This window comes from Streptomyces sp. cg35, from assembly GCF_050410835.1.
In the GTDB taxonomy this organism is placed as follows: Bacteria; Actinomycetota; Actinomycetes; order Streptomycetales; family Streptomycetaceae; genus Streptomyces.
Map to the genome: position 1 here is coordinate 1,247,374 of NZ_CP191268.1, position 12,471 is coordinate 1,259,844.

A 12,471-nucleotide genomic window follows, 5' to 3' on the forward strand; every position below is an offset into this window, starting at 1 on the left:
CACGTAACTGCGTTTCTGCGGCGGCAAGTTAGTAAGCGTTTAACCTCATCGTCAAGAGATCCGTGGAACAGCCGCGTTAAGTCGGGCGTTCAAGTCAGCTTCATGAGCTGCCATTTCACGCACTATCAGGACAACCTGTCGCTCCTGGCCGACTCTTGACCTTGACGGTCGAGCTGCACGATCCCTAGCGTGCGGTCACGCCATAGAACACGTTTACTGTCCGGAGGCAGGGTGCGTACCACTGACGAGGCGCCGGTCGAGGCCATGGCCGCCGACGCCACACCGCCCCCGCGGCGGCCCCGTACGGTTCTCGCGATGGACTCCGCGGTCGTCGACGACGTCTTCCCGCCGGCCGTGCGGGCCCGCCTCGAGGAGACCGCGGACATCCAACCGCCGCGCGTCGTGCGCGAGTTCAGCAGCCCGGAGGCGCGCGCCGCGCTCGCCGAGTGCGAGGTCCTGCTCACCGGCTGGGGCTGCCCGGCCATCGACACCGCCGTGCTCGACCGGGCACCCCGGCTGCGCGCGGTGATCCACGCGGCCGGCACCGTGAAGACGTTCCTGAGCCGGGACGCGTACGCGCGCGGCATCACGGTCTCCTCGGCGGCCGCGGCCAACGCGGTGCCGGTCGCCGAGTTCACCCTCGCCGCGATCATCCTGGGCGCCAAGCGGGCCTTCCCGCTCGCCCATCTCTTCCGCACCCGGCGCACCCACCGCACCGGCGCCGACCTGGACCGCCAGCACTGGCTGGGCACCCGCGGCATCACGGTCGGCGTGGTCGGCGCGTCCCGGATCGGACGCCGCGTGGCGCAACTGCTGCGCTCGCTCGACGCCGAGGTCCTGCTGTACGACCCGTACGTCGGCGACGCCGAGGCCGAACTGCTCGGCGCGACCCGCACCGACCTGGACACCCTCGTCGCCACCAGCGACGTCGTGACCCTGCACGCGCCCGACACCGACGAGACCCGGCACCTGCTGGACGCCCGCCGGCTCGGCATGATGCGGCCGGGCGCCCTGCTGGTGAACACCGCGCGCGGCCCCCTCGTGGACACCGCGGCCCTCACCGAGCACCTGGCCAGCGGCCGGATCGACGCCGTGCTCGACGTCACGGACCCGGAGCCGCTGCCCGCCGGGCACCCGCTGTGGGACCTGCCCAACGTCTTCATCACCCCGCACATGGCGGGCGCCCAGGGCAACGAGGTCGGGCGGCTCGGCGCCCTCGCCGTCGACGAGCTCGCCCGCTACGCGCGAGGGGTGCCGCTGAACCACCCCGTACTCCTCGACGAACTGGAGCGGATCGCGTGAGCGGGCCCGCGCCGCAGCGCCTAGGCTCTGCGACGGGCGGACGACCAGAGGCAGAGCAGCACGACCATCAGGGGGTGGGCCGGATGTCCCGGCAGAGTTCCACGGCACCCGGCAGCGGCGGACCCGCCGGACAGCGCCGCGCCACCGTCGTCGACGTGGCCAAGCGCGCCGGAGTGTCCACGGCGACCGTGTCCCGCGTGATGAACCGCAACTACCCGGTGGCCACCGAGACCCGCGAGCGCGTCGAAGCGGCGATGCGCGAGCTCGGATACGTGGTCAACGCGCATGCGCGCGCCCTCGCCGGTGTCTCCGGCCGCACGGTCGGCATCATCGTCAACGACGTCGTCGACCCCTTCTACGCGTACATCGCGCGGGGCGTCGAGCGCGAGGCCACCGCCGGCGGCCGCCTCTGCCTGGTCTGCTGCACCCAGGGCGAACCGCAGCGCGAGCTCGCCTTCATCGAGCTGATGCACGAGCGGCGCGCGGACGCGGTGGTGCTCGTCGGCGGCAGTGTCGACGACCGCGCGTACACGGCCGAACTCGCGCGTCGCGCACGTGAGTTGGACGCGGGCGGCTCCAAGCTCGTGCTGTGCGGGCGCCCCTCGATCGGCAACGGGGCACCCACGGTCGGCGTGGAGTACGACAACGAGGGCGGCGCCTTCGCACTCACCGACCACCTGATCACCCAGGGGCACGAGCGGATCCTGTACCTCGGCGGGCCGCCCGGCCTGTCCACGGCCAAGGACCGGCTGGCCGGACACCGGCGCGCCCTCGAGCTGCGCGGCATCGCACGGGATCCCGAGCTGGAGCAGCCGGGCGCGTTCAGCCGCGCCTTCGGCTACCGGCGCATGACCGAACTCCTGCGGGAAGGACCCGAGTTCACCGCGGTGTTCGCCGCGAACGACATCGTGGCGGCCGGCGCGGCGCAGGCCCTGGAGGAGGCCGGGGTGCGCATCCCGCAGGACATCTCCCTGGTCGGCTACGACGACATCCCGGTGGCCCAGGAACTGCGGCCACGCCTGACGACGGTCCGGATCCCCCTGGAGGAGATGGGCCGCCAGGCCGTGCGCAACGCCCTGAACGGGGGCGACGAGGACGACTGGCGCGCACCCACGACCGGCACCGTGCGGCTCGGGACGCAGCTCGTGGTGCGGGACTCGGTGGCGCCGCCGCCCGCGAAGCGCCGCCAGGACTGACCCGACGCCCCGCACCTCCACCGTGCGCGATGCTGCTCGAACCAGGGCCGCTCGGCGTAGTAACGAACAGAAACTCCCCGAACCCTCTTGCGGCCGGATAGCAAACGCTTACATGCTGGCGCGCAGCCCCCACGCTCGTCCCGCCCATCACTCCGACGTTCTTCGTCCCCATGGGAGTCCTGGATGCGCCCTGCCCACCTGCCTCGTCCCACCGCCGCCGGCTCGCCCGGATTCGGCCGCCGTTCCCTGCTGGCCGGGCTCGCGGGAGCCGGTGCCGCCGCGCTCCTCGGCTCCGGGACCGCCGCCGCATCGACCCCGCCGCGGGCCACGGACCCCGACACCCTGCTCATCGAGGCGTTCCCGGACGCCGAGACCGAGCGGCTGCGCCTTGCCACGACCTACCGCGGCAGCGACTTCATCGCCACCGGCCGCTACGCCCCCGCGGGCACGCAGATCACCGTCCGGGTGACGGCGCTCGACGGAGTACTGCCGACGCTGCACATCGGCACGTTCGACAACCATCCCGACAACGCCGACCTCATGACGCCCCGCGCCGTCACCCTGACCCAGGGCGTCAACACCTTCAGCGACCCCTACGGCGGACCGGTCCATCTGCGGCTGCCCGGCAACGGCCAGCGCGCGCATGTCACCTTCGCACAGGGCGCCGTGCGCATGCCGACGTTCGTCCTGGGCGGCACGACGGAGGCGCAGTTCCAGCAGGAACTCGACACGTTCACCGACTCCCTGTACGTGGAACTGTCCTCTCCGCACGCCCTGGTGACCGTCACCCGGGCGAACTTCCTGCCCTACCGCGACGAGGACCACACGGCGCTGATGCAGACCTTCGAGAAGGTCATCGACTCCCATGCCGCCGTCGCGGGACTCGACGGCTCCGCCCCGCTTCACCGGCGCAAGGCCGGCCCCTACCAGTTCAGCGAGGTACCGAAGGTCCCGGCCGGGGTCGGCGCGTACGCCACGCACTACTACAACGCCTTCCCGCCCGCCTATTTCGACCGGCTCCTGACCGTCCAGGGCCTCACCACCCGCGGCTGGGGGCTCTACCACGAACTCGGCCACCTGCACCAGCAGTTCGCCTACCGGCCGTCCGGCCTGACCGAGGTCACCGTCAACATCTACTCGCTCGCCGCGCAACGCGTCCTCGGCCAGCCCTCCAACCTCCTCACCCCGGACGCCACGACCGGTCTCACCCCGTTCCAGTCCGCGCTGCCCAAGCTCGGCACTCCGGGGCTCGCGTTCGCCACCTCGTTCGGCGCGTACGAGAAGCTCGTGTCGCTGCGCCAGCTGGAACTCGCCTTCGGCACGGACCTCTGGCCGAAGCTGCACCGGATCGTCCGGACCGAGAACCCGCAGTCCGACTGGGCCACCCAGGACGCCCTGCGCTGGACCAACTTCGCCGTCTACGTCAGCCGTGTCAGCGGCTACGACCTCACCGACTTCTTCGTGACCCGGTGGGCGTACCCGATCGACGCCGACGGCCTCGCCGCACTGGCCGCCCTCGGCCTCCCCGAGCCGCCCGTCGACCCGGCCACCCTGTCCGACTGATCTGGAGGGCGACGACCGACCATGGACCTGACCCGACGCCGGACCCTCGCACTGGCCGCGGCGGGCGCCGCCGCGACGGCTCTGCCGCTCGGCGGACGCGCCGCCGCAGCCGACGCCGACCCCTACGACGCCCTCCTCGCCCGCGCCGAACAGCAGCTCACCGGCGTCCCGTTCGACGCCGACGACCCCGACTTCGCGGCGGCGCTCACCGCCCTGGACACGCAGGCCACCGCCTGGTGGAGGCAGCTCGACACCTCCGCCGGACGCACGGCGCTGTGGCCGGACCTCTCCCCTGCCGCCGACCCCGGCATGTTCGGCCAGAGCTATCCGCGGCTGCGCACCCTCGCCACCGCCTGGGCCACCCCGGGCACCTCGCTGACCGGCGACGGGGCCGTGCTCGCCGCACTGGTCGACGCGCTGCGCTTCCTCAACACCGGCCGCTACGACCCCGCCCGCTCCGAGTCCGGCAACTGGTGGTTCTGGGAGATCGGTGCGCCCCGCGCGCTCATGGACACCTGTGTCCTGCTCCGTGCCCACCTGCCCGCCGACGACCTCGCCGCGTACGTGCGGACCGTCGCCCGCTTCGTCCCGGACCCGGACCGCCGCACCAACTCCCCGTCCCTCGCCGAGACCGGAGCCAACCGCGCCGACAAGGCCGTCATCGTCGCCCTGCGCGGCCTGCTCGCCCGGGACGCCACCGTGCTCGCGCTGGCCCGCGACGGCCTGTCCGACGTCCGCGACAGCGGGAAGAACAGCCTGTTCCGGTACGTCACTTCGGGCGACGGGTTCTACGCCGACGGCTCGTTCGTGCAGCACGAATACGTCGCCTACACGGGCACGTACGGGAGCATCCTGCTCGGCAGCGCGGGCCAGCTCATCGCTCTGCTGGCCGGCTCCGACTGGGCCGTCACCGATCCGGCGGTCACCGTGCTCCACGAGGCCGTCGACCGGACCTTCTCCCCCGTCCTCTTCGACGGCGTGATGATGGACGCGGTGCGCGGCCGCGCGATATCCCGCGAGCGTGCCCGCGACCACACCGACGGCGCCACGGCCGTCACGTACATCCTCCAGCTCGCCGACGGCGCACCGCAGTCGTACGCGGACCGCTGGCGCGCGGCGGCCAAGGGCTGGATCCTGCGCAACACGCAGACCCCGTACGCCGGGCTGGTCGGCGTGCCCGCCCTGGCACGCGCGAAGGCGGTCCTCGACGACCCGGCGGTACGGCCGGCGGACCGTCTCACGGGGCACTTCGTCCTCGCCGACATGGACCGGATCGTGCACCGGCGGCCACGCTGGGCGTGCTCCCTGTCGCTCTCCTCGAAGCGGATCTCCGCTTACGAGGCGGGCAACGGCGAGAACCTGCACGGCTGGTACACCGGCGACGGCATGACCTATGTGTACGACGGCGACGACCTCGACGCCTTCGGTGACGGCTTCTGGCCGACGGTCGATCCGTACCGCCTGCCGGGTACGACGGTGGACACGCGCGCCCGGACCGATCTCGGCACGGGCAGCGGGACCAGCACGTTCCGTCCGAAGAACGCCGTCGCGGGCGGGGCCGTCCTCGACCGTCGGTACGGCGCCGCCGCGATGGAGCTGATCGCCGACGGGTCGACCCTGCGCGCCAAGAAGACGTGGTTCTTCGTGGACGACGCGGTCGTCGCGCTCGGCGCGGACATCACGGCGAGCGACGGCCGCACGATCGAGACGGTCGTGGAGAACCGGAACCTGCACGCCGACGGCGCGCCCCGGCTCGTGGTCGACGGTCACCGGCATCCCACGGATCTGGGCTGGTCGGCATCGCTTCCCGACGCGCGGTGGGCCCATCTGGAGGGCACGGGCGGCTATGTCTTCCCGTCCGGCGGCCCGCTGCACGCCCTGCGCGAGGAGCGGACCGGCACCTGGCGGGCCCTCAACACCGGCGCGGACACCGGCGGCAGCAGCACCCCGGTCACCCGCCGCTACGCCACTGTCTGGTTCGACCACGGCCCCTCCCCCGTCTCCGCCTCGTACGCCTATGTCCTGCTGCCGGGCGCCACCGCCGCCGCGACGGCCGCCTGGTCCCGGTCCCGGCCCGTGCGGGTCCTCACGGCCGACGGGACCGTCCAGGCCGTCGAATCACCGCGGCACGGGCTGCTCGCCGCGCACTTCTGGGCCGCCGGCACAGCCGGTGGCCTGCGCACGGACGGACCCGGCACGGTCCTCGTGCGCCGCCACGGGCACGGGGTGACGGTGGCCGTCGCGGACCCGGGCCGCACCGCGACGACCCTGACGGTCGAACTGCCCTTCCCCGTGCGCCGCGTGGTCCGCGCCGACGACACGATCACCGTCACGACCGGCCGCCGGCCGGTCGTCACCGTCCGGGTCGGCGGCTCGCGCGGTCACACACACACCGCCGAACTCGCCTGACCGCAGCGGATCTTCGCCGCCGCCCACCCCGCAGACCGACCGAGGAGCCAGCGAACCACCATGCCCGCCCCGTACTTCTCCCTGCCGCCCACCGACCGGGTCCGCTCCCCGCTGACGGGCTGGACCCGGGCGCACTGGGAGGCGCTGGCCGACCGGCAGCTGGACGCACTCGTGCCGTACGCGACACCGGGATTCGCGCAGTACCGGCTGCCCGGACGGGCCAGCTGGTCCGGGGTCGTCTCGGACGGTCTCGAAGGGTTCGCTCGGACATTTCTGCTGGCCTCCTTCCGGATAGCGGGCGCGGGCGGCGGGACCGACGACCCCGGCCCGTCCGCCGTGTCCCACCTGATCGAAAGGTACACACAGGGTCTGACAACAGGCACGGACCGTGACAGCGGGGAGGCCTGGCCCGACCTCACCGACTGCTCCCAGCAGATGGTGGAGGCCGCGTCGATCGCGATCGGCCTGCACGAGACCCGGCCGTGGATCTGGGACCGGCTCGACACCCGGGTCCAGGAACGGGTCGTCGACTGGTTCACCGGCTTCGTCGGCGGGCGGACCTGGGACAACAACTGGCGCCTGTTCCAAGTGGTGTCGGAGCAGTTCCTGGCGTCGGTCGGCGCGCCGTACAGCCGGAGCGACATCGACGGCGGCCTCGACCGGATCGAGGACTGGTACGTCGGCGACGGCTGGTACACCGACGGCGACGGCCGCAACTTCGACTACTACATCGGCTGGGCCCTGCACCTGTACCCGCTGCTGTGGGCCCGCATGGCCGGGCCGGACGGCGACGACGGGCGCGGCAAGGTCTACCGCGAGCGGCTGAACCAGTTCCTGTCCACGTACCCGCACTTCTTCGGCGGGGACGGCGCGCCCGTGCACCAGGGCCGCTCCCTCACCTACCGGTTCGCGGCGACCGCTCCGGTGTGGATGGGGGCGCTGGCCGACTGCACGCCGCTGGCGCCCGGACTGACCCGCCGCCTGGCGTCCGGCACGGCCCGGCACTTCGTGGAGCGCGGGGTCCCCGACGAGCGGGGCCTGCTGCCGCTCGGCTGGTACGACACGTTCCTGCCGTCGACCCAGGCCTACTCGGGGCCCGCGTCACCGTACTGGGCGAGCAAGGGCTTCCTCGGTCTGCTGCTGCCCGCGGACCATCCGGTGTGGACGGAGCGTGAACTGCCGCTGCCCGTCGAGCAGTCGGAGCAGTACACGGCGCTGCCCGCGCCGGGCTGGCTGCTGCACGGCACTCCGCACGACGGTATCGTCCGCCTGGTCAACCACGGCAGCGACCACAACCCGCTCGACGGTCCTGCCGCGGACGATCCGCACTACGCCAAGCTCGCCTACTCCACGGCCACCGCTCCCGAGTCGGCGCCGCACGCCTGGGCGCGTACCGTCGACAACCATCTGGCGCTGCTCGCGCCCGACGGCACCCCGTCGCGCCGCCGCCGCATCCACCCTTTGACCTGCGAGGGACGCCGCGCCTCGTCCCGGCACGACGCGCAACTCCCGGGCTCGGACGAGGAGTTCCCCATCGAGTCGACGAGCGTGCTGCACGGGCCCTGGGAACTGCGGGTCCACCGGGTGCAGGCGCCGGCGGGCTGCGCCGTGCGCGAGGGCGGGTACGCGGTCGCCGACACCGCGCGGCCGCACGCCGAGCAGGGCCCGGGCTGGGCGCTGACCCGCACGGAGACGGGGCTGACGAGCGCGGTCGTGGGCCTGTACGGCTGGGACGAGGAGACCGGCATCGCGCGCGAGGTGGAGGCCAACGCCCACGGGCCGCACTCCGCCACCCCCTTCCTGCGCGCCACGCGGCACCCCGGCGGCACCAGCACGCAGGTGACGCTGGTGGCGCTGACCCGCGACGTGGTGCACCCCCAGGCTCTGCGGGAGTCGATCGAGTGCGCGGTGGACGCGGACGGGCAGGTGCGCATCACGTTCCCGGACGGTGGGACGGTCACCGTCTAGGGCCGGTCGCGCAGATCCGGCCGTGAGCAGGTCGAAGGGTCAGGTGTGGGCCCCGAAACCGGTGGCCGCCGGGGCGGCGTGCGCCAGGAGATGGCGGACCAGGGTGAGCAGGGTCTGGATGCCGGAGCTGGAGATCCGGGCGTCGCAGCGCACCACGGGCACCTGCGGGTCGAGGTCGATGGCGGCGCGCACCTCCTCGGGTTCGTAGCGGTAGCCGCCGTCGAACTCGTTGACCGCCACGATGAATCCCATGCCGCGCTCCTCGAAGAAGTCGACGGCGGCGAAGCAGTCCTCGAGGCGACGGGTGTCGGCGAGGATCACCGCGCCGAGGGCGCCCTCGGACAGTTCGTCCCACATGAACCAGAAGCGTTCCTGGCCCGGTGTGCCGAAGAGGTACAGCACGTGTTCGGGGTCGAGGGTGATGCGCCCGAAGTCCATCGCGACGGTCGTCTCGACCTTGTTCTCGATGCCGTCGAGGTTGTCGGTCGCGGCGCTGACGGTGGTGAGCAGCTCTTCGGTGCTGAGCGGAGCGATCTCGCTGACCGCCCCGACGAAAGTCGTCTTGCCGACCCCGAACCCGCCCGCGACCAGGATCTTCAGTGCGGTGGGGAAGGGATCAGAGCTGTCGTCGTAGTCCATCGAGCACTGCCTCCAGTAGGGACCGGTCAGTGGGGTTGTCGTGGAACGTGGGGGGCTTGGTGGTGACCGCCCCGCAGTCGACGAGGTCGGACAGAAGGACCTTGGTGACGGCTGCGGGGAGTCCGAGATGGCCGGCGATCTCCGCGACCGACGTGGGCTGCGCGCACAGTTCGAGCGCGGTGCTGTGTTCCGGCCCCAGGTACCCGAGGGGGGTCGTGCCGGTGGCCATGACCTGGGACAGCAGATCCATCGACGTGCTCGGCCGGGTGCGCCCGTTGCTGATCGTGTACGGGCGCACGAGGCGTCCCGCGGCGCCGTCGAGCCATGGCCCGTCCTGCGGGGCCGTCACCCTCAATTCCTCATCGCCGTGGGTTCGACCGAGTGCTGCCGGGGCGCCGTCACCAGGTAGGGGCGCACGCTCTTGACGAGCATGGCCATCTCGTAGCCGAGCACGGCGGCGTCGGCCTCCCGCCCGGCGAGCACCGCGAGACAGGTGCCGGAGCCCGCGGTCGACACGAACAGGAGGGTGGAGTCGAGTTCCACCACCACCTGTCGTACGTCGCCGCCGTCACCGAACCGGGCGCCGGCGCTGCGGCCCAGCGAGTAGAGGCCCGACGCGAGGGCCGCCATGTGGTCCGCGCTGTCGGCGTCGAGGCCGTGCACGGACTTGACGAGACCGTCGGAGGAGAGGAGCACGGCGCTGTTGGTGTGGGGAACGCGCTGGACGAGGCCGCTCATCAGCCAGTCGAGATCGGACACATGACCCGTCGGCACATCGCTCGCCATGGGGGATCGACTCCTTGGTGGACTGCTCGGTGTGGTGCTGGTCGGGGGAACGGTGGGGGCGGGGCCCGCCGGATATCACCTCGCGGACATCGGCAGGCCGGGCAACGGTCATCCGGCACTGCCGCCTTCGGCGTCGCCGGTGTCCGGCGACCGGTGGGGCAGCTCGCGCGCGTCGGCCGCCTCGGCGAGCGTGATGCCGCGCTGGAAGGCGGCCATGAGCCCGGGGTCGTGCCCGACCGGCGGCTCGTCGTCCTGGCGTTGCGCGGGGCCGCCGCGCAGTTGCGGAGCGAGGTGTTCCTGAGCCCTGCGCTTGGGAAGCAGGGGGCGGCCCATGGTGCCGCGGACCGCGCCGCTGACCGGGAGGGGCGGCGTCGCCGCGTGCTCCACGGCGGACTCACGGTCCTCGGGGCGGATCCCGGGCAGGGCGTCCGCGGGGGTGGGGCGCGGGTCGCCCGTGGTGCGCTGCGGGAGGGGCGGGGCGCCGAATCCGCTGGGCGGCGGCTGTGCGGGTCCCGGCTGTCCGACGGGCGGCTGCCGCGGCACGGCGGTGACGGCGCCGTGCCGCGGGGCCGGGGCGGGCCGCGTGGTCGGGGGCACCGGGTGTCGTGTGTCGTCGGGGTGTCCGAGCGCGCCGTGCCCGTCGGCGGCTCCCGGTGCGAGCACGCTGTCGGCGGTGGCCGCGGCGGCGGCTCGGCGCACGCGGGGGGCCCGCTCGTCCTGGTCGGCGCCGAGCAGTTCCTGCGGCAGGACGAGGACGGCCTGGACCCCGCCGTAGATGTTGGTCCCGAGCCGGACGGTGATGCCGTGCCGCCGGGCGAGCTGCGACACGACGAACAGTCCGATGCGCCCGTCCTGCAGCAGGCTGGACACGTTGACCTGGTCGGGGTCGGCGAGCAGCGCGTTCATCTTGTTCTGTTCGGTGACCGGCATGCCGAGTCCGCGGTCCTCGACCTCGACGGCGAGCCCGGAGGTGACCAGGTTGGCGCGGAGCAGGACCTGGGTGTGCGGGGCGGAGAACACCGTGGCGTTCTCGACGAGTTCGGCGAGCAGGTGGATGCAGTCGGCGACGGCGTGCCCGCGCAGGGTGCCGTCGACCGGGGGCACGAGTTTGACCCGGGAGTACTGCTCGACCTCGGCGATCGCGGAGCGCATGACCTCGGTCATGGAGACGGGGTGGCTCCACTGGCGCCGGGAGACGGCGCCGCCGAGCACGGCGAGGTTCTCGGCGTGCCGCCGGATGCGGGTGGCGAGGTGGTCGACGTGGAAGAGGCCCTTGAGCAGATCGGGGTCCTCGACGTCGTTCTCCAACTCGTCGAGGACGGAGATCTCGCGGTGCACCAGGGACTGCAGGCGGCGGGCGAGGTTCACGGAGACCTCGACCTTCTGCCGGCTGCCGGCCTGGCCGGACAGCTGGGTGGCCTGGACGACGGCGGTGACGGCGACGTCCTGGGCGCGGGCGAGGTCGGCGGCGAGCAGGTCGAAGTCGTCGGAGCCGGGCGCGGGCGCCTTGGGGGCGCGGCGCGGCGGCGGTCCTTCGCCCTTGCGCAACTGGTCGACGAGTCCGCGCAGTTCGGCCTGGCCCCGGGCGCTGGTGCGGCGCAGCGCGAGGACGCGGTCGCGGACGGTCGTGGCGGCGCGGTCGGCGGCGACGCCCGCGATGACGATGCCCGCGACGGTGACGAGGCAGGCCCCGGCGAGCACGCTCCACAGGGTGAGGCTGGGCCGCGCCCCGGTGGACCGTACGGCGAACAGGACGGCCGCACACGCGCTGAGCGCCACCGCGAGGGGCGGCAGCACGGCGAGACGCAGCAGTTGGGGTCGTATGTGAGTCTCGGGGTGCGGCGCGGCCCGCCCCGCCGGCCTGCCGTGCCGACCGCCTTCGCGACGTTCTGCGCGGGCGGCCGGCTGGCGGAGCTGAGACATACGGCGTCCTCGTCCTCGGTTCTCTCGGGGATGGGCAGGGCGGCACGGCGGCAGGAACGATCGACCGGGCGTCGCGCGGCGGACACTCACGGTAGTCGTCAACGCTTCACGTGCGAGGGGCAGTTGCCAAACTCCGGCGGCCCACGTCCCGCTCTGGTATGAGCGCTCGCACAGCCGACCGATTACGCCACCGGACAGGTGTTCGCCGAGGTCGGACTGTCAGTGCCCTCCCGTACGGTCGCCTCCCATGGCTACCCGAATCGACCTCACACTCGACTGCGCGGACGCGTCGCTGCTCGCCGCGTTCTGGAAGACGGCGCTCGGTTACGTGGACGAGCCCCCGCCCGCGCCGTTCACGACGCGTGAGGAGTGGCTCGCCTCGTTCGGCCCGCCTCAGGACGAGGAGGAGGACGACGGTGCGTGGCTGTGCGACCCGGACGGGGTGGGGCCGCGGCTGTCGATCCTGAAGGTGCGGGAGCCGAAGACGGCGAAGAACAGGCTGCACCTCGACATCCGCGTGCCGGGTCATGGCACGGCGGACGAGCGCTGGGCCCGGATCGAGACGGAGGCGGACCGGCTGGCCCTGGCGGGCGGCACGATCCTGGAGGAGTTCGACGGCCATCACATCGTGATGGCGGATCCGGAGGGCAACGAGTTCTGTGTGGTGGCGGGTTCGGGCTGACGC

Annotated in this window: 10 protein-coding genes; 6 read left to right on the forward strand and 4 right to left on the reverse strand. The window is 72.8% G+C overall.

The features are described 5' to 3' along the window. Positions 1–231 precede the first annotated feature (231 nt). The 5 genes from ACQUQD_RS05940 to ACQUQD_RS05960 all read left to right on the forward strand — a co-directional run bounded on the left by ACQUQD_RS05940 (position 232) and on the right by ACQUQD_RS05960 (position 8,438). Positions 232–1,302, forward strand: a complete 1,071-nt coding sequence (locus ACQUQD_RS05940) for a hydroxyacid dehydrogenase (protein WP_428950878.1) — start codon at positions 232–234, stop codon at positions 1,300–1,302. A gap of 83 nt (positions 1,303–1,385) precedes the next feature. Next, positions 1,386–2,498 carry a LacI family DNA-binding transcriptional regulator gene (locus ACQUQD_RS05945; RefSeq protein WP_428950879.1) on the forward strand — a complete coding sequence of 371 codons (1,113 nt, stop codon included), beginning with the start codon at positions 1,386–1,388 and terminating at the stop codon, positions 2,496–2,498. Between the two features lie 183 nt (positions 2,499–2,681). Then, a complete protein-coding gene (locus ACQUQD_RS05950) occupies positions 2,682–4,061 on the forward strand; it encodes a M60 family metallopeptidase (RefSeq protein ID WP_428950880.1) in 1,380 nt (459 codons plus the stop codon). Between the two features lie 21 nt (positions 4,062–4,082). After that, a complete protein-coding gene (locus ACQUQD_RS05955; protein WP_428950881.1) occupies positions 4,083–6,470 on the forward strand; it encodes a polysaccharide lyase 8 family protein in 2,388 nt (795 codons plus the stop codon). 60 nt (positions 6,471–6,530) lie between these two features. Continuing rightward, positions 6,531–8,438, forward strand: coding sequence for a DUF2264 domain-containing protein (locus ACQUQD_RS05960; RefSeq protein WP_428950882.1), 1,908 nt, complete (start codon positions 6,531–6,533; stop codon positions 8,436–8,438). Between the two features lie 39 nt (positions 8,439–8,477). Here the strand turns inward: ACQUQD_RS05960 and ACQUQD_RS05965 are convergent, their stop codons facing one another. The 4 genes from ACQUQD_RS05965 to ACQUQD_RS05980 all read right to left on the reverse strand — a co-directional run bounded on the left by ACQUQD_RS05965 (position 8,478) and on the right by ACQUQD_RS05980 (position 11,786). Then, complete coding sequence (locus ACQUQD_RS05965) at positions 8,478–9,077, reverse strand: GTP-binding protein (protein WP_363192142.1); 600 nt, start codon at positions 9,075–9,077, stop codon at positions 8,478–8,480. Beyond that, positions 9,055–9,426: a DUF742 domain-containing protein gene (locus tag ACQUQD_RS05970; RefSeq protein WP_428950883.1), complete on the reverse strand. Its 372-nt coding sequence runs from the start codon at positions 9,424–9,426 to the stop codon at positions 9,055–9,057. The genes ACQUQD_RS05965 and ACQUQD_RS05970 overlap by 23 nt, the downstream gene beginning before the upstream one ends. A gap of 2 nt (positions 9,427–9,428) precedes the next feature. Beyond that, positions 9,429–9,863 carry a roadblock/LC7 domain-containing protein gene (locus ACQUQD_RS05975; protein ID WP_428950884.1) on the reverse strand — a complete coding sequence of 145 codons (435 nt, stop codon included), beginning with the start codon at positions 9,861–9,863 and terminating at the stop codon, positions 9,429–9,431. Between the two features lie 108 nt (positions 9,864–9,971). Beyond that, positions 9,972–11,786, reverse strand: a complete 1,815-nt coding sequence (locus ACQUQD_RS05980; RefSeq protein WP_428950885.1) for a sensor histidine kinase — start codon at positions 11,784–11,786, stop codon at positions 9,972–9,974. 247 nt (positions 11,787–12,033) lie between these two features. Between ACQUQD_RS05980 and ACQUQD_RS05985 the strand changes: the two genes are divergently transcribed. Then, positions 12,034–12,468: a VOC family protein gene (locus ACQUQD_RS05985; RefSeq protein ID WP_428950886.1), complete on the forward strand. Its 435-nt coding sequence runs from the start codon at positions 12,034–12,036 to the stop codon at positions 12,466–12,468. The last annotated feature ends 3 nt before the right edge of the window (positions 12,469–12,471 follow it).